The sequence below is a fragment of the Actinomycetospora sp. genome (assembly GCF_036497585.1).
Taxonomy (GTDB): Bacteria; Actinomycetota; Actinomycetes; order Mycobacteriales; family Pseudonocardiaceae; genus Actinomycetospora.
The window spans coordinates 1-15,698 of record NZ_DASXJD010000166.1 but is presented as its reverse complement, the minus strand read 5'-3'; the positions used below and the strand labels follow the sequence as shown (position 1 = coordinate 15,698).

Genomic DNA, 15,698 nt, shown 5'->3' with positions numbered 1-15,698 from the left:
GGATCACCGCCAGGAGGGAACCCTCGATGGTCGCCACCACCCCCCAGCTCTCCCTCGCGATCAACGGTCGCGAGCGGTTGCTGGCGAAGGACCTCGTCGCGTTCACCCGCCCCGCGGACTCGGAGCGCCTCGGGGCGGTCGCGGTGGTCGGGCTGGGGTACGTCGGGCTGCCGACCGCCCTGGTCGTTGAGCACGCGGCGCAGCGGGTGATCGGTCTCGACGTCGACCCGGCGCGGCTCGCCGAGATCGCCGACCGCGACGTCGACCTCGACGACGAGGCACGCCGGACCCTCGAGCTCGTCCTGGAGGCCGGTCGGCTGGACCTGACCACCGACCCCGCGACGCTGGACGCCGCGGACGTCGTCATCATCTGCGTCCCGACACCCGTCCTCGCCGACCGCAGCCCCGACCTGCGCGCGATGCGCGCGGCCTGCGAGACGGTCGTGGCGCACGCCCGGCCCGGTCAGACGATCATCCTGACCTCGACGACCTACGTCGGCACCACCCGGGAGCTCCTCGCCGGGCCGCTGCACGCCCGCGGGCTGGTGCCCGGCAGCGACGTGTTCGTCGCGTTCAGCCCGGAGCGGATCGACCCCGGCAACCACGACCACCGCCAGCGGGAGACCCCGCGTGTGGTCGGCGGGATCACCGCGGACTGCGCGTCGGCGGCCGCCCAGGTGGTCTCCGCCCTCACCGACTCGGTGTTCCTGGTCAGCTCACCCGAGGCCGCGGAGCTCACCAAGCTCTACGAGAACATCTTCCGGGCGGTCTCCCTGGCGCTGGCCAACGAGTTCGCCGACGCCTGCGGCGCCTTCGGCCTCGACGCCATCGAGGTCACCCTCGCGGCGGGCACCAAGCCCTACGGCTTCCTCGCGGTGTTCCCGGGGCCCGGCGTCGGGGGGCACTGCATCCCCTGCGACCCGCACTACCTGCTCGCCCAGCTCCGTTCGTCGGGCACGCCGGCGCCGCTGGTGGACGCGACCATGCACGCGATCGAGGACCGACCACGCCGGGTGGCCGACCGCGCCGGCGAGGTCCTTGCCGGCGACGGGATCGACCTCGCCGGCGCACGGGTGGTCGTGGCCGGGGTGAGCTACAAGGCCGGGGTCCGTGACGTGCGCGAGTCGCCGGCGCTCCCGCTGATCGCCACCCTGCTCGACCGCGGCGCGGACGTCGCCTACCACGACCCGCTCGTGCGGGCGATCCGTCTCGACGACGGCCGGGAGCTCGCGTCCGTGGCCGACCCGGGCTCGCGGGAGTGGGACCTCGCGGTGGTGCAGGTCGTCCACCCGGGCGTGGACCACGGGTGGGTGCGGCGGTGTCCGCGGGTGCTGGACGCGACCTACCGGTTCGACGCGCCGGGCACGGCGCGCGAGGTGGTGTGACGCCAGTGCTCCTGCTCCGCCGCGGCGGGCCCCCGGACGGTCTGCTCGACACCTCCGTGCCCGCCGTGCTGCTCAAGACCGACGCCAACCCCATGCACCACGGCGCCCTCGGTGTCATCCGCTCGCTCGGGGCGCGCGGGGTGGCCGTGCACGCCGTGCACGAGCACCGCTGGGCGCCGGCCGCGCGCTCGCGCCACCTGGCGCGGCGCTGGCCGTGGTGGCCCGACCCCGCCGACACCGCGGGGGTGCTGGCCGGGCTCGGTCGCATCGCCGACACGCTCGGCACCCCGGCGGTGCTGCTGACCACCGACGACGCCGGCGCGATGCTGCTCGCCGAGCACGGCGACGAGTTGCGCGACCGCTTCCGCTTCCCCCGCCTCCCGCCGGACCTGCCGCGTCGGCTCGCCGACAAGGCGGCGCTCCCCCTGTTGTGCGACGAGCACGGCATGCCGACCCCGCGCACCCAGCGGGTCGCCGACCCCGACCGGGTGCGCGACCTCGGCGAGGAGCTCGGTCTCCCGCTCGTCGTCAAGCGTCTCGGTGACCGCGGGGGCCGCCCGAGCACGTCCGTCGTCCGCACCCCCGCCGACCTGGCCGAGGTCGCGGCGGAGGCGGGCGCGCGCCCGCGGTCGCTCCTGGTGCAGGAGTACCTGCCCGCGGGGGGCGCGGACGACGGGCCGCAGGACTGGTTCGTGCACGCCTACCTCGACGGCCACGGCGAGGCGGTCTTCGTCGGCACCGGGGTCAAGGAGCGCTCGTACCCGGCGCACGCGGGGCTCACCAGCCTCGGCCGGGTCGAGCCGTGGCCCGAGCTCGCGGACGCCGCGACCCGGTTCCTGCGCCGCCTCGGCTACCGCGGGGTCGTCGACCTCGACCTGCGGGTCGACCCCCGCGACGGTCGGGCCAAGCTGCTCGACGCCAACCCCCGCTTCGGGGCGCAGTTCCGGGTCTTCCGCGGGGCCCGCGGCATCGACGTGGCCGTGGCCGCGCACCTCGACCTCACCGGCCGGCGGGTGCCCGCCGACCCGCCGCTGCCGCGCCGCTTCGTCGTGGAGCCCTACGACCCCGTCGCCGCGCTCACCCACCTCCGCCGCGGCGAGCTCGACGGCCGCACCTGGGCGGCCTCGCTGCGTGGGATCGACGAGCCGGCCTGGTTCGCCGTCGACGACCCGCTGCCCTTCGCGCTCATGGCCACCCGCACGGGCACCGAGGCCGCCCGGCGCGGCGCGGCCGGGATCGCCCGATCCGTCCGCCGGCCACGCACCACCACATCCGTCACCGCCAGCAGCACCACCGGGGAGGACACCACCATGCAGGACCGCACCGACGTCGTGGTCATCGGCGCGGGCCCCTACGGCCTGTCGCTCGGGGCCCACCTCGCACCGACGGGCCTGCGGGTCCGGCAGTTCGGCAGCGTCATGCAGGCCTGGAAGACCATGCCGAAGGGCATGTACCTCAAGTCGCAGGGGTTCGCGTCGAGCCTCTCCGACCCGCAGGGCACCCACCGGCTCGAGACCTACTGCCGCCGCACCGAGACGCCCTACGCCGACTACGGCCTCCCGGTCGCGCTCGACACCTTCATCGCCTACGGCGAGTGGTTCGCCCGCGAGCTCGTGTCCGACATCGAGGACACCCCGGTCGTCGGGCTGGCCCAGGACGAGCACGGGTTCCGGGTGGAGCTCGGCGACGGCGAGGTCGTCCACGCCTCCCGCGTGGTCGTCGCCGTCGGGCTCACCGGCTCCGCGTCGATGCCGCCGGAGCTGGCCGGCGTGCCCGCCCGGCTGGTCTCCCACACCAGCGACCAGACCGACATGGCCGACTTCTCCGGCCGTCGCGTCGTGGTGCTCGGTGCCGGACAGTCGGCACTGGAGAGCGCGGCGCTGCTCCACGAGGCGGGGGCGGACACCCGGCTGGTCGCCCGCGAGGACCACATCGCCTGGAACGGCGACCCGCTCGCCGCGCAGCGTTCCTTCTGGCGGCGGGTGCGGGAGCCCGAGGCACCGCTCGGGTCCGGCTGGGGCACGTGGTTCTACTCCAACCAGCCCGACCTCTACCACCGGTTGCCGTCGTCCGTGCGGCTCTCGCGCGCCCGTTCGGCGCTCGGGCCGGCGGGGGCGTACTGGCTGCGGCCACGCGTCGAGGGGGTCGTCCCGATCCTCACCGGCCACCGGATCGAGGGGGCGGGCACCGACGGCGACGAGGTGCGGCTCGACCTGCGGGATGCTTCCGGTCGGCGGCGGGTGCTGCACGCCGACCACGTCATGGCCGGGACCGGGTACCGGATCGACCTGACCCGGATCGGCTTCCTCGACGAGGCCCTGCGCGCGCGCATCCGCACGCTGGGCGGCACCCCGTCGGTCACCGAGGACTACCGGTCGTCGGTGCCGGGCCTGTACTTCTGCGGCCCCGCGGTGGCCCCGAGCCTCGGTCCGGTCATGCGCTTCGCCTACGGCTCCGCGCACGCCGCGAAGGCCACCGCCCGCAGCATCGTCGCCTCGACGCCCACCTCGGCGCTGGTGACGTGATGACGGCAGCCCCGGAGACGGCGTCGCGGCGCGGGCCGCGCACGCCGTCGCACGCGCCCTCGCGGGCCGACGGGGCCGCCGCGCTGGTCGGGTGTCTCGACGGCGCGGCGGTCGCGGTGGCCGCCGCGCTCGTCGGGCTGCCCGGCCTCCTCGCCCTCGCCTACGGGCTGGTGGCCGTCTGCGTGCTCGCCGCCGACGGCTCCTACCGCCCGCGGATCACGACGTTCGTCGGGCTGCGGGTTCCCCGGCTCGTCGCCGCGGTGACCCTGCCGCTGCCGTTGCTCGTGCTGGCCGGCGCGGGACGGGGCGCGCCGTGGGTACCGGTCGCCGCGGTCGCCGTCGCCGCCGTGCTGCTCCCCCTCGAGCGTGCCGGCGTCGGCGCCGCCCAGCGGCACCGTCGCCGGCGGGTCGGGGGCGAGCCGACGCTGGTGGTCGGCGCCGGCCCCACCGCACGCGCGTTGACGGCCACGATGCGCGCCCGCCCGGAGCTCGGCCTCGACCCGGTCGGCGTGCTCGACGACGACGGCCCGCAGACCGATCCGCACGACGGGGCGATCCTGCGGGGCGGCGTCGGCGAACTGCCCGGTCTCGTCCGGCGTCTCGGGGTGCGGCGGGTCATCGTGTGCCCCACCGCGGCCGAGGAGCCGGGCTGTCCGGGGGTGGCCGGCCCGCCGTCGCCGGGCGTCCTGGAGGAGGGGCTGCTGGGGGCCCGCGAGGCGGGTGCCCGGGTCTGGGTCGTGCCGCGCTTCCCCAGCGCCGGCCTCGACGTCCCCCACGGCCACCTCGACGACCTGTGGGGCACCACGCTCGTCCCGCTGCGCCCGGTCCGCGGGGACACCGCGGTCGGTGCGCGGCTGCACCGCGCGGGGGAGCTGCTGCTCGCCTCGGCACTGCTCGTACTCACCGGGCCGTGGGTCCTCCTCGCCGCCGTCCTCGGCGGCCCGGGTCGGCTCGCCGGCCCCGGCCCGGCCTTCTACCGGCAGTGGCGGGTCGGCCGCGCGGGCGCCGCGGTCCGCGTGGTCAAGCTGCGCACGGTCGCCGGGGGCGGGGACGACGGGTGGGTCGTGCCCGCCCACCGGGTCACCGCCTGGGGACGCCTCCTGCGGCGCACCCACGTCGACGAGCTCCCCCAGCTGCTCGGCGTCCTGCGGGGGGACCTCGCGCTGGTCGGTCCGCGCCCCGAGCGCCCGGCGTACGCCGCGGTGTTCGCCCGCACCGTCCCGGGCTATCTGCACCGCCTCCGGGCCCGGGCCGGGCTCACCGGCTGGGCCCAGGTCCACGGATTGTGCGGTGACACCCCGCTCGACGACCGGGCCCGCTTCGACCGCCAGTACGTCGAGTACCGCTCGACGTGGCTCGACACCGTGATCCTGCTCCGCACCCTCGCCGCCCTGCCCGCCGCGCCCGCCCGGGGCGCGGCGGTGGCTCCCGACACCCCCGGAGGTCGTTCGTGAAGGTCCTGCACGTCATCACCGGTCTCGGCGTCGGCGGCGCCGAGCTGCAGCTGCGCTCGCTGCTGCGGCACACCCGCCACGACGCCGACGTGGTCACCCTCTACAACCCCGGACCGGTGGCCGACATGATCGTCCGTGACGGCGGCCGGGTGCGTAACCTGGGGATGACCCGCAACACCGAGCTCCCCGCCCTGCTCCACCTCGCCGCGCTCATGCGCCGCGGCCGCTACGACGTGGTGCACGTCCACCTCTACCGCTCGTGCATCTACGGGCGGCTCGCGGCCCGTCTCGCGGGTGTCCCGATCGTCGTGACGACCGAGCACTCCATCGGCGAGACCCACCTCGAGCGCCGGCGGATGACCGCCGGGGTCCGGGCGCTCTACCTCGCCAGCGATGTCTGCTCGGACGTCACGATCGCCGTGTCGACCGCGGTCCGCGACCGGCTCGAGCGGTGGGGCGTGCCGGCCCGGAAGATCGAGATCATCCCGAACGGGCTCGACCTCGACCGGGTCGCCGCCGACCCGGTCGCCGGGGCGGAGGTGCGCGACGAGCTCGACCTCCCCTCGTCGGCCACCGTGATCGGTGTGCTGGGGCGCCTCGACCCCAACAAGCGCTTCGACATGGTCATCGAGGCCGCGGCGCCCCTGCTCGGCCCGACCGTCCGGCTCCTCGTCGTCGGTGGCGGGGACGAACGGGCCCACCTGGAGGAGGTGGCCCGGACGACCGGGGCCGCCCCCTTCGTGGCCTTCGCCGGCGAGCGCCACGACGTGGCCGCGGTGCTGTCCGCGCTCGACCTCTTCATCGCGAGCTCCGAGCAGGAGACGTTCGGGCTCAGCGTCCTCGAGGCCCTCACCAACGGTGTCCCGGCGCTCTACACCACCTGCCCAGCACTCGACGGCATCCCCACCGACCGCGCCCGCCAGGTGCCCGGCGACGTCGTCGGGTTGCGCGAGGCGATGGCCGAGGAGCTGGTGGCCGAGCGCCCGCGCCGCAGCGAGCCCGCCGTCATGACGCACTACGGGATGGCGGCGGTCACCGCACGGATCGACGACCTCTACGAGCGGCTCGACGGGCGGCGACGCCCGCTCGCCGGGGTGACCGAGGTGCTGGGGGACGTGGTCCCACAGCCACGACCGGCCGAGCACGACGACGCCCCGGCCCGGACCCTGGTGGGGGGTGCGTGATGCGCGCGCTCGTCACCGGCGCGGCCGGCTTCATCGGATCCCACCTCGTGGAGCACCTCCTCGCGGAGGGGCACGAGGTCGTCGGGCTCGACGACCTCTCGACCGGCTCGCTCGAGAACCTGCACGGCGTGGTCGACGACCCCGCGCTGGCGTTCCAGCGGGGGTCGGTCCTCGACGCCGAGCTCGTCGACGACCTCACCGCCGGTGCCGACACCGTCTTCCACCTGGCCGCCGCCGTGGGCGCCTTCGTCGTCCGCGACCGCACCGTCGAGGGCATCCGCGTCAACGTGCACGGCACCGACACCGTGCTCGAGGCGGCCCGCCGGCACGGCGCGCGGCTCCTCGTGGCGTCGAGCAGCGAGGTCTACGGCAAGAACACCAAGATCGGCCTGCGCGAGGACGACGACCGCATCGTCGGGTCGCCCCTTCGGTACCGGTGGTCGTACTCCGAGGCCAAGGCGCTCGACGAGAGCCTCGTCGGCGCCTCCGTCGAGGCCTACGGCATGCACGGGGTGATCGCCCGGCTGTTCAACACCGTCGGACCCCGCCAGACCGGGCTGTACGGGATGGTGGTGCCCCGCTTCGTCGCGCAGGCCCTGGCGGGCGAACCGCTCACGGTGTTCGGCACCGGCGAGCAGATCCGGTGCTTCTGCCACGTGCTCGACGTCGTCCCGGCCATCGTCGCCCTGGCCGCCTGCGACGAGGCGACCGGCAGCGCGGTGAACATCGGCCGGTCCGAACCGGTCAGCATCGCCGAGCTCGCGGCCCGGGTCATCGACCGGACCGGCTCGTCGAGCACGATCGTGCGCCGCTCCTACGAGGAGGTCTACGGGCGCGGCTACGAGGATCTCCAACGACGGGTGCCCGACTGCGGGCTCGCCGAGCGGCTCCTCGGGTTCCGGCCCACCCGTGACCTCGACGACGTCATCGACGCGGTCGTCGCGGACCAGCAGGGCCGGTACGTGGCTGTGACAAGGCCGGCATGACCACTCCTCCCGACCCCCAACCCCCCGATTCCGAGAGGAGGGCCGTCCATGGAGCCCCGCCACGCCGAAGGCCCAGCCTCCTGCTCCTCGCGCTCGCCGTCGCGGCGGTCGTCGCCGTCATGGGCGGGGTGGCCGTGATGGGCGACCGCGGAGGCAGTGGGTCGGCGGCCGCGGCCGAGGTCCCACCCCCGGGCACCGTGATCGCGGCGATCCCGTACTGGGACCTGGGTGCCGGGACGGCTGCGGTCGAGGCGAACCGCCACGTCGTCGACGAGATCTCGCCGTGGATCTACAACGTCGGCCCGACGGGGGCCGTGCAGTCGGCCGTGCCGCGGCGCGACACCGCGACGGCCAACACCACGATGGCGAAGCTGCGGGCGCTCGGGGTGCCGCTCCTGCCCAGCGTGTCCAACCTGGTGGGCGGCGAGTTCTCCTACGATGCGGTGGCGCCGGTGCTGCACGACCCGGCGACGATGAAGCGCAACATCTCCTCGATCACCCAGCTCGCCGTGTCCCAGAACTACGCGGGCATCGACCTGGACTACGAGGAGCTGCAGGGCGACGACCGCGAGGCCTTCTCGGCGTTCGTCCGCGAGCTCGCCGACTCCCTGCACGGCGCGCACAAGACGCTCTCGGTCGCGGTGTTCGCCAAGACCGACGACGCCGGGAGCGACCAGCGCAACGTCGCCCAGGACTACGCCGCGATCGGTGCCGCCGCCGACGAGGTGCGGCTCATGACCTACGACTACCACTGGTCGACGTCGCCGCCCGGTCCGATCGCACCGGCTGGCTGGGTGCACGACGTGCTGGCCTACGCCACCACCGTGATCCCGCCACAGAAGCTCGTCCTCGGCCTCGACCAGGCCGGCTACGACTGGTCCGGCGACCAGGGGGCCACCATCTCCTACGCGCAGGCCGTGTCTCTGGCGTCCTCGCACGGCGTGACCGTGCAGTGGGACCCGCTCAGCCAGTCGCCCTGGTTCCGCTACAGCGACTCGACCGGCGAGCACGAGGTCTGGTTCGAGAACGCCGCCAGCCTCCAGGCCAAGCGCGCCGTCGCCGAACCCTTCGGCGTGCACTCGGTCTTCCTCTGGATGTACGCCCCGCCCGACCCGGCGCTGTGGGCGGATCTCGCACCGCACGCGGCGTCCCCGTCCTCGACCGGAGGTTCCGGATGATCCCCGTCTGGCTGCTCGCGATGGGCATCGTCGGTCTCAACATCCTCATCTGGGGCCTCATCGGGCTCTGCCGTCTCGTCGACGAGCACCCGCTCGCCGCGTGGCGACGTCGCCGCGCCCGCCGGCGCGCCCGGCGTCACGGTGGCTGGGGGAGCGCCACCGAGGTGGTCCCGCCCGTCCCGGTGCCCGACCTGTCGCAGGTGGCCGTGCTGATGCCGGCGCACAACGAGGAGGTCGTGATCACCGAGAGCCTCGCCGCGATCATCGCGCTCATCCCGGCCGACCAGGTCCACGTCGTCTCCGACGGGTCCACCGACCGCACCGTCGAGCTGGCCGAACGGATGGGGGTCAACGTCATCTCGACGGCGACCAATCTGGGGAAGGCCGGGGCCCTCGAGGAGGCGATCGCCCGGTTCGGGCTGGTCGAGCGCTTCGACTACGTCCTGCTCCTCGACGCCGACACCCGCATCCTGCCCGGGTACTTCGAGGCCGCGCTGCCGATGTTCGCCGACCAGGGCGTCGCCGCGGTCGCCGGGTCGGTGCGCAGCGCCTGGGACGGCGACCGCCTGTCCCTCATGGGCAAGATCCTCGTCTGCCACCGGCAGCGCATCTACACGCTGACCCAGCGGCTGATCAAGTTCGGGCAGACCTGGGCCCGGGTGAACGCGACCCACATCGTGCCGGGGTTCGCCAGCATGTACCGGACCCGGGTCCTGCCCGAGATCGACATGAACCCGCCCGGGCTCGTGATCGAGGACTTCAACATGACGTTCGAGCTGTACCGGCACAAGCTCGGCCGGGTCGGCTTCACCCTCAAAGCGATGGCGGAGACCCAGGACCCGGTCCGACTCATCGACTACGTGCGCCAGACACGGCGCTGGTCGCTCGGGCTCTGGCAGACCGTCCGGCGGCTGCCACCGCGACCGAGCCTGTTCGGCCTGATGCTCTGCCTGCTGCTGCTCGAGCTGGTGACCGCGGCCATCACCTTCCTCCTGCTCCCTCTCCTCGTCCTCGTGCTGGTGCTGCCGGGCCTCGTCCCGGCCGCGCTCACCTGGCCCGTCGAGGGTCCCCTGTACGCCGTTCTCTCGGCCCACATGAGCCTCCCGGCCCTCCTCTTCGGGATCCTCGCGCCGGACTTCCTCCTGACGTGCGTGGTCGTCCTCATCGAGCGCCGGACCCGCTACTTCGCCGCCTTCCTCGCGTTCCCGGTGCTGCGCCTGATCGACGCCTACCTCGCGATGCGGACCCTCCTACCCGGGATGCTGCGCCGCTCCGACGGCCGGTGGACCAGCCCCGAGCGTCGCGAGGTGGCCGAGCCCGTGACGGGGCCGGTCGCCGGGGAGCCGGAGGAGGAGATCACGACGGTGCCCTCCCAGCGGGTCGCTCCGATGGTGAAGCTCACGGTGCGGCCGGCGTCCGTCAGGTCGGCCACGCCCGTCGGCTCCGAGGAGTCGAGCGAGGTCGACGAACGGAAGGCGGACGCCATGCCGAGGTGACGGCCGGCCGGTCGGTCAGCAGGTCCACGGCGGTGTGCCGCTGCGGCGGGCCCGGAGTCCCGGCGACCGGCCGGCCGCGGCGATGTCCTCAGCGGCGGTGCAGCACCAGCGTCGTGAACGCGCCGACGTGCACCCGGTCGCCGTCGCGCAGCGGCACCACCGTGTCGAGGGCGATCGGGTCGTCCGAGTAGTTGATCGTCGTGCCGTTGGTGGAGCCGGGGTCGAGCACCGACCAGCCCTCGGCGCCCTGCTCGTCCGGCAACGGCAGCAGCACCGCGTGCAGGTGGGACACCCCCGGGTCCAGCGGCGGGCCGGCGAGGTCGACCTGCGGCGGGGGCGTCGACCCGTGGACCCGGCGCCGCCCGATCCGGATCTCCGTACCGGCCAGCGGGATCTCCGCGCTCGGGTAGTAGTTCGGGAAGCTGACCTCGCCGATGTCGGGGCCCTCCCGGGCGAGCACGCTCTCGTAGTAGCGGCGGTCGGCCTCCACGGTGACGACCCAGCCGTCCCCGTCCCCGGGCGGGGTCGCGACGCCGGCGACCGGTTCCGGAGGGGAGGCCGGCGCCGACGGCGCGGGGACGGACCCGGAGACGACGAAGTCGTGCCCGTCCTCCTCGCAGAAGCGGCCGCTGCGCGGGGTACCGCACAGCGGGCACGCCTCGCCCGGGTAGGCCTCGGGCGCCGGTGCCGGGGACGGCGCGGGAGCCGCCGGCCCGGCGGCCGCCGACCCGGGAGCCACCGACCCGGGAGCCGACCCGCCCTCGATCGGCACACCGCACTCGTCGCAGAAGTCCGGCGTCCCGGAGTCGTGCCCGTTCCGGCACCGATGGGTGCTCGTCAACGCCGGTCAGCCCTCCCGCACCCGCGCGGTCCGGGTGGACCGCACGTCCAGGGTCATCTCGTCGGCCGCGGTGACCTCCCGACGCAGCCGGACGCGACCGGTGGCCGGGTCCTCCACGTCGACGACGCGGGCCAGCAGCGCCGAGGTGTCCTCGTTGCCCGACGCCGCGGCGAGCGCGACCGCGCGGCCGAGGCGCGCGGTGGCGGTCCGGACGTCGCCGGTGCGGCGGGCGTCGAGGCCCTCCTGGATGGCCTCGGCGAGCTCGGCCTGCCCGGTGTAGTGGGCGACGCGGCGGTCGAGCCGGGTCGACAGCGCGGAGTCCGGCGTCCAGGTCACCCGGACCCGGGTCTCGTCGAGCGGCGCGTCGGAGATCGACGGGGCGGCGATCCCGACCCGCGCCGCCAGGATCTCCTCGCCGGCGGACAGCGGGTCGAGCGCGACGCGCACGTGGTACTCCCGGGTCTCGTCGCCCCACGCCCCGGTGGGGTAGAGCCCGACGAGCGGCTTCGCCGGGTCGGGGGTGCGGCGGTCGGTGAGGTCCTCGACGGTGGGGGACACCTGTTTCACCGACGTGACCCGCGCGCCGCGCGGGGTCCACACGCGCAGCGCGACGTCGCCCGCGCCCTTACCCATCGCCCGCCCGACGATGCCCTCGAAGTCGGCCGCCAGGTGCTCGGGCTCCGCGACGATGTCCGCCGTGCCGAGCAGCCGCGAGGCGATCCCGCGGACCTCGTCGACCACCCAGTCGGTGCCGATCCCGCGGGCGTCGCAGGTGAACGCGCCGTCGCAGACGTCCAGCGCGGCGGCGAGGTCCTCGGGCGTCTCGTGCTCGTCGCGGCCGTCGGTCAGCACGATCGCGTGCCGCAGCCGGCGCGGGTGGGGCGAGAGGAGCCGCTCGGCGAGCCGGAGCCAGGTACCGATCGCGGTGCCGCCGCTCGGGCGGAGGTGCTCGACCGCGGCGTGCGCCTGACGGCGGGTGACGCGGTCGAGCACCACCATGCGCTCGGCCTGCGGGAACACCATCCGCGCGTCGTGCCGCCCGGCGATCACGGCGAACACGACGCCGTCGGGCAGGGCGTCGAGCGCGGCGCGGGTCGCGCGCCGCGCCGCGGCGATCTTGGTGGCCGGGTCGCCCATCGAGCCCGAGCAGTCGATGACGATGACCTCGGCGGCGTCGGTGCCCGTCGTCACGGCGCCCAGGCCGGCGCCCGTGACCGAGACGATCGCGTCGACCTCGCCGCCGCCCTCGGGCAGGTATTCGTTGTGGAACGCCTCGAGGGTGAACGACGGGGCGGGCGCGGTCATTCGGGGCTCCCCTCCGGCGCGACGTCGACGACGACGAGGGTGGTGTTGTCGGTGCCGCCGTCCTCCAGCGCCGCCGTCAGCATGGCGCGCGCCGTGGTGGGCGGCCCGTCGTCGTGGACGAGGCGGGCGAGGTCGGCCGGGTGCGGGATGTGGTTCCAGAGCCCGTCGCTGCAGATCAGCAGGACGCCGGGACGGTCGGCGGCGTGCGCCACCACGTGGGCCGGCCCGGGCGGACCGTCGGCGGCCACCCAGCGGGTGATGGCGTGGGCGCGCGGGTCGGCGTACGCGGCCTCCGGTGCGAGCAGCCCCACCGCGACCGCCTCGGCGGCCCAGGAGTCGTCGGTGGTGAGCACGCACGAGGCGTCGGGCTCGTCGGGGACCAGCCAGTACGCGCGGCTGTCGCCGATCCAGGACACGACGAGCACGTCGCCGACGACCATGCCCGCGACGTAGGTGCACGCGGGGGAGTCGCGGCCGGGGCCGCCGAGCGCGGAGACGGCGTCGACGGCCGCCTCGGCGCAGGCGTAGGCGAGCTCGGTGACGTCGACGCCGCCGGTGTCGGCCAGCCCGGGGTCGGCGGGGTCGGGGTGGGACACGGCGTCGCGGGCGGTGGCCAGCACGGTCGTGCACGCCACCGCCGAGGCCGCCGCGCTGCCCGGCACCGAGCCGACCCCGTCGCAGACCACGCCGACGACGATGTCCCGGCCGGACTCCCCGAGCGGGAGCCGGACCAGGCCGAACGCGTCCTCGTTGGCGGGACGGACCCGGCCGACGTCGGTGACGGCCGCGGCGCCGGGCACCGACCGCTCGGCGTGGTCGCGGTCGTCCGGGTCGTAGCCCAGGCCGTCGCCATCGCCATCGCCGCCGCCGTCCCGCTGCCCGTCGTCGGGACCCGGACCGGGCGCGGTGGCGACGCCGTCGAGCGACTCCCCGTCGGGCGCGGGGTCGGTGCCCGGCGCGGTGGTGCGCGCGGTGATCGGGCGGGCCCGGGTGACCTCCCGCTCCTGGGGCGGCGGGCCCTCGGTGGCGGGCAGCGGCGCGCCGCACCCCTCGCAGAACCGGTCGCCGGGCTCGCCGTGCTCGCCGCAGCTGTCGCAGGCCGCGCCGCCGGCCGTCGTCGTCCCGCCCCGGCTCATCGGGCGGTCCACGGGCGGGCGTCGTTCGCGGCGTCGACCAGGGCGAACCGCCCGGCGGCCGTGCCCGCGAAGCGGGCGCGCAGCCGGTAGCGCTCCTCGATGCCCAGGCCCAGCCCGTGATCGTCGAGCGGGCAGTCGAACAGGGTGGCGGCGTCACCGCCCGTGGCGTCGTCGAGGCGGCGGGCGGCCTCGAGCACGCTGGTCTGCAGCTCGGCGGCGCGCAGCGCGTCGAGGTCGATCGCCTCGGCCCGTGCTCCCGCCTCCATGACCGTGGAGCGTGTCAGATCCCGGCCGTCGCGCGAGTCGAGGAGGACGTGCACCGCGGCGACCCGGGCGTCGGCCACGTGCACCGAGCTCGCGGGGACCTCGTCGAGCACCGCGACCGCCCCGGCACGGTCCGTGGCGGCGGCGCGGAGCCGGGCCAGCGCGAACGCGGCCCCGGTCCAGGTGTGGTCGGTGCGCCAGATGTCGGCGAACCGCTCGACGACGACCGGCCCGGCGCGCTCGCCGTCGCGGGCGGCCCGGTACTCGCCGAGCGCGGCGAGGGTGAACTCCGGCGCCAGCTCGCCGGGCAGCGCGTCGGCGACCTCGTCGACGAGCCCGGCGGCGGTGTCGGCCTCCCCGGCGGCGGCCGCGTGCCGGGCCCGCAGCCACGTCCACGTCCACTCGCCGGGCACGGCGTGCTCGGCGAGGGCGTGGCCCGCGGCCTCGACGTCGCCGGCGTCGAGGTGGGCGACGACGGCGGACAGCCGGGCCTGGTCGGTGTCGGGGGCGTCGTCGGCGGAGACCGCGGCGAGGACGGCGCGCGGGCCCTGCGCGGCCGCGGACACCAGCTCGGGGGTCGCCGGGTCGTCCGGGTCGGGCAGCGGGGCGGGCATGGCGTCCGCGAGCTCCTCCGGCGTGGAGGGCGCGGTGATCCCGGCCGACGCCGGGGGCGCGGCGAACATCGTCGACAGACGCGGCGCCGGCGTGGCCTGGTGGGCGGTCAGGCGCCGCAGCACCCCCACCATCTGGTCGGCCATCTCGTCGATCGAGGCGAACCGCCGGGCCGGGTCGTGGTGGGTGGCGCGGGCGAGCAGGCGCCGCAGCGGCTCGTGGGCGAGCGCGGGGGCCTCATGCGGGTCCGGGAGCCGGTCGCGCATCGTGCGGTGGAAGTCGAACGTGGTGACGAGGACGGCGAGCGTCCGCCCGACCGTGTAGACGTCCGAGGCCACCGAGGGGCCGGCGCCATCGGGGGAGATCTCGGGGGCCTGGTAGCCGACGGTGCCCCAGACGTCGCCCCCAGGGTCGTCGATGCGGCGGACCGCGCCGAGGTCGATCAGGGTCAGGTCGGTCCCCGTCTGCACGATGTTGTCGGGCTTGAAGTCGCAGTAGAGCAGTCCCCGCTCGTGCATGTGCGAGAGCGCGGGCAGGACCTCCAGCACGTAGGCGAGGGCCTGCTCGGGGGGCATCGGCTCGCGGGGGTCCCGCATCGCCTTGAGCGAGCGGCCCCCGAGGTACTCCATGACGATGTAGGTCGCGCCGTCGTCGCCGGTGACGACGTTGTAGATCCGCACGATGCGCGGGTGCACGAGCTGGGCGAGGAAGCCCTGCTCCGCGTCGGCGGCGGCCAGCGCGGCGGCGTCCCCGGTGTTGAGCAGCCCCTTGAGCACCACCCAGCGGTCGCGGACCTTCCGGTCGCGGGCCAGGTACACCCAGCCGAGGCCGCCGTGGGCGAGCGCGCCGAGAACCTCGTACTGCCCGGCCACGAGATCGCCCCGGCGCAGGGTCGGAGTGAACGAGAACCGGGTGCCGCACTGCGGGCAGAAGCCCTCGGTGCGCCCGGGCCGCCCGTCGCGTCCGCGCCCGACCGGGGCGTCGCACACGCCGCAGTACCGGCTCGACTCCGGCACCACGGCCTCGGCCATCACCGCCTCGGCGGGATCGGCCGCCGGCTCCGGCGCGATCTCGACGAGGCCCGCGCCGATGCGCCGCCGGCTCGACCCGGCCCGCGTGCGCCCGGACGGGGTCCGCCCGGAGGCGGTCCGGCCCGAGGCGGTGGGTCCCGACGGCGTCGCGCCCGTCCCGGCACCGGCCATCGCGGTGGTCAGGCCCGACGCCGCCGTCGCGGGGCCCGACGCCGCCGTCGCGGGGCCCGACGCCGCCGTCGCGGGGCCCGACGCCGCCGTCGCCGGCCCGGGCGCCGTCCCCGCCGTCGGGGCCGCCTCC

General features: G+C 75.7%; 11 protein-coding genes. 7 read left to right on the top strand and 4 right to left on the bottom strand.

Features of this window, described 5'->3' with window-relative positions:
- Positions 1-26 precede the first annotated feature (26 nt).
- The 7 genes from VGH76_RS16310 to VGH76_RS16280 all read left to right on the top strand — a co-directional run bounded on the left by VGH76_RS16310 (position 27) and on the right by VGH76_RS16280 (position 10,208).
- Entirely contained in the window at positions 27-1,385 is a 1,359-nt protein-coding gene (locus tag VGH76_RS16310; protein ID WP_331557750.1) for a nucleotide sugar dehydrogenase, read from the top strand.
- The gene (locus VGH76_RS16305) at positions 1,382-3,910 is read left to right on the top strand and encodes an FAD-dependent oxidoreductase (protein ID WP_331557749.1); all 2,529 of its coding nucleotides are present in this window, start codon (positions 1,382-1,384) and stop codon (positions 3,908-3,910) included. Before VGH76_RS16310 ends, VGH76_RS16305 begins: the two co-directional genes overlap by 4 nt.
- Complete coding sequence (locus tag VGH76_RS16300) at positions 3,910-5,364, top strand: sugar transferase (RefSeq protein ID WP_331557748.1); 1,455 nt, start codon at positions 3,910-3,912, stop codon at positions 5,362-5,364. Before VGH76_RS16305 ends, VGH76_RS16300 begins: the two co-directional genes overlap by 1 nt.
- Positions 5,361-6,548 (top strand): glycosyltransferase, encoded by a 1,188-nt coding sequence (locus VGH76_RS16295; RefSeq protein WP_331557747.1) that lies wholly within the window; start codon positions 5,361-5,363, stop codon positions 6,546-6,548. Before VGH76_RS16300 ends, VGH76_RS16295 begins: the two co-directional genes overlap by 4 nt.
- On the top strand, positions 6,548-7,534 hold the full coding sequence (locus VGH76_RS16290) for an NAD-dependent epimerase/dehydratase family protein (RefSeq protein WP_331557746.1): 987 nt from the start codon (positions 6,548-6,550) through the stop codon (positions 7,532-7,534). The genes VGH76_RS16295 and VGH76_RS16290 overlap by 1 nt, the downstream gene beginning before the upstream one ends.
- 137 nt (positions 7,535-7,671) lie before the next feature.
- Positions 7,672-8,712, top strand: coding sequence for a glycosyl hydrolase family 18 protein (locus VGH76_RS16285; RefSeq protein WP_331557745.1), 1,041 nt, complete (start codon positions 7,672-7,674; stop codon positions 8,710-8,712).
- A complete protein-coding gene (locus tag VGH76_RS16280; protein ID WP_331557744.1) occupies positions 8,709-10,208 on the top strand; it encodes a glycosyltransferase family 2 protein in 1,500 nt (499 codons plus the stop codon). Before VGH76_RS16285 ends, VGH76_RS16280 begins: the two co-directional genes overlap by 4 nt.
- An 88-nt stretch (positions 10,209-10,296) precedes the next feature.
- On the opposite strand, the gene VGH76_RS16275 is transcribed toward VGH76_RS16280, so the two are convergent.
- The 4 genes from VGH76_RS16275 to VGH76_RS16260 form a co-directional block, all read right to left on the bottom strand.
- Positions 10,297-10,980, bottom strand: coding sequence for an FHA domain-containing protein (locus tag VGH76_RS16275; RefSeq protein ID WP_331557742.1), 684 nt, complete (start codon positions 10,978-10,980; stop codon positions 10,297-10,299).
- A 75-nt stretch (positions 10,981-11,055) separates the two neighbouring features.
- A complete protein-coding gene (locus tag VGH76_RS16270) occupies positions 11,056-12,354 on the bottom strand; it encodes a VWA domain-containing protein (RefSeq protein WP_331557741.1) in 1,299 nt (432 codons plus the stop codon).
- The gene (locus tag VGH76_RS16265) at positions 12,351-13,490 is read right to left on the bottom strand and encodes a PP2C family protein-serine/threonine phosphatase (RefSeq protein ID WP_331557740.1); all 1,140 of its coding nucleotides are present in this window, start codon (positions 13,488-13,490) and stop codon (positions 12,351-12,353) included. The genes VGH76_RS16270 and VGH76_RS16265 overlap by 4 nt, the downstream gene beginning before the upstream one ends.
- Positions 13,487-15,698 (bottom strand): serine/threonine-protein kinase (locus tag VGH76_RS16260; protein ID WP_331557739.1); only part of this gene is annotated, 2,212 nt, incomplete at its 5' end. The genes VGH76_RS16260 and VGH76_RS16265, both read right to left, overlap by 4 nt.

Bases quoted from the DNA above. Each gene is read 5' to 3' on its own strand.
- VGH76_RS16310 (WP_331557750.1), top strand. From the start codon at position 27: ATGGTCGCCACCACCCCCCAGCTCTCCCTCGCGATCAACGGTCGCGAG.
- VGH76_RS16300 (WP_331557748.1), top strand. From the start codon at position 3,910: ATGACGGCAGCCCCGGAGACGGCGTCGCGGCGCGGGCCGCGCACGCCG.
- VGH76_RS16290 (WP_331557746.1), top strand. From the start codon at position 6,548: ATGCGCGCGCTCGTCACCGGCGCGGCCGGCTTCATCGGATCCCACCTC.
- VGH76_RS16285 (WP_331557745.1), top strand. From the start codon at position 7,672: ATGGGCGACCGCGGAGGCAGTGGGTCGGCGGCCGCGGCCGAGGTCCCA.
- VGH76_RS16280 (WP_331557744.1), top strand. From the start codon at position 8,709: ATGATCCCCGTCTGGCTGCTCGCGATGGGCATCGTCGGTCTCAACATC.
- VGH76_RS16270 (WP_331557741.1), bottom strand. From the start codon at position 12,354: ATGACCGCGCCCGCCCCGTCGTTCACCCTCGAGGCGTTCCACAACGAA.
- VGH76_RS16265 (WP_331557740.1), bottom strand. From the start codon at position 13,490: ATGAGCCGGGGCGGGACGACGACGGCCGGCGGCGCGGCCTGCGACAGC.